Annotated in this window: 2 protein-coding genes; both read right to left on the minus strand. The window is 57.7% G+C overall.

All coding sequences use genetic code 11. The annotated features are described in order from the left end of the window. On the minus strand, positions 1 to 772 hold a 772-nt coding region (locus RMO15_RS26085; RefSeq protein ID WP_309719679.1), incomplete at its 3' end, for a Gfo/Idh/MocA family oxidoreductase. 26 nt (positions 773 to 798) lie between these two features. After that, positions 799 to 1,218: a hypothetical protein gene (locus RMO15_RS26090; protein ID WP_309719683.1), complete on the minus strand. Its 420-nt coding sequence runs from the start codon at positions 1,216 to 1,218 to the stop codon at positions 799 to 801. Positions 1,219 to 1,312: the final 94 nt, after the last annotated feature.

Here is a 1,312-nt window from a genome sequence, read left to right on the forward strand (position 1 = left end):
GGTAGGCCAGCTTGCCGCCGTACGCGCTCACCGAGACGGGCATCACGAGGTCCTGGTTGGTGGCGCTCATTCCCAGCAGCGCGATATCGAGCATGTGCACCCCCCAGTCGCCGGTCATGCCCGTGCCGGTGTTGAGAAACCAGCGCCAGTTGCCATGGACATGGTTGGGCGCGTAGGGCACCATGGCTGCCGGGCCGATCCACATGTCGTAGTCAAGAGAGGCGGGCGGGGTTGAGGGCTTGCCGTTGCCCACTTGGGAGCCATCGGTTCGCCACGCCCGCACCAGGACGATCTTGCTGCCTAGCTTGTTACTTCGCACAAATGCAATCGCGTCAGTGAACTCTTTGCCGCTGCGCTGCCAGGTTCCCACTTGGACAATCTTCTTGTGGTAGGCCACCGCCTTTGCCATCGTCCGCGCCTCCACTAAGTTGTGTGAGATCGGCTTCTCGCAGTAGGCATCTTTGCCGGACTCGACCGTGTGGATCAGGTTCAGCGCGTGCCAGTGATCGGGCGTCCCCACGATAATGGCGTCAATGTCCTTGCGCTCCAACATCTTGCGGTAGTCACGAAAAATCTCCGGCTTGCGCCCGTACTTCTTCTCTACCTCGGCAATATCGCCGCCCATGCGCCCCGTGTCCACATCGCAGAGAGCCGCGACCTCGACGCCGTCTTTTCCCATTAAGTTGCGCATATTGGCCGCGCCCATGCCACCACAGCCAATCAAACCCAGCACGATCCGGTTGTTGGCCCCTTGAATACGATTAAATTCCATGCCTTCCCCTTCGACGGCCTTGCCTGCTAATCCTCCCCAAACTTCTGTAGCACTAGAGCCAGAGTTATCAGAGTCAAGGTGACAAGGCCGATCCCGATAACTAGGGGTAACGGGACATCGACAAAGTGATTCTTGAGATTCATCAGCACCATAAGTGTGGTGTAGAAAAGCGCAAAGATCGCCAGTAGCCACTGAAATACCCGTGCTAGTGCCCGATGCCGAAGTAGCAGACAAGCCCCCGCGCCATTGAGTGCCAGCACAAAGGTAAAGAACGCTACTCCAAAGACCACGCCCGCCGAATCTCGTGGGATCGGCTCTTTCAGAAACGCCCACATAATCCACAGTGCCAGTGGCACCCCGAGCAGTAAATCGAGAGTCGCAATCGCCCGAACCCCGGCTGCCAGCTCCGGTTGCTTGGTCTGCGAGCGCTGTTTTTGTTTTTGCATCACGATTTAGTCCTTCTCCATTTTACGGAGCCAGAGAGGGGCTAAGATTAGGCTGAGGCTGATGAGCACGCAGCCACCCAGAACGATCCATTTG

It is taken from the genome of Armatimonas sp. (assembly GCF_031410135.1).
In the GTDB taxonomy this organism is placed as follows: Bacteria; Armatimonadota; Armatimonadia; order Armatimonadales; family Armatimonadaceae; genus Armatimonas.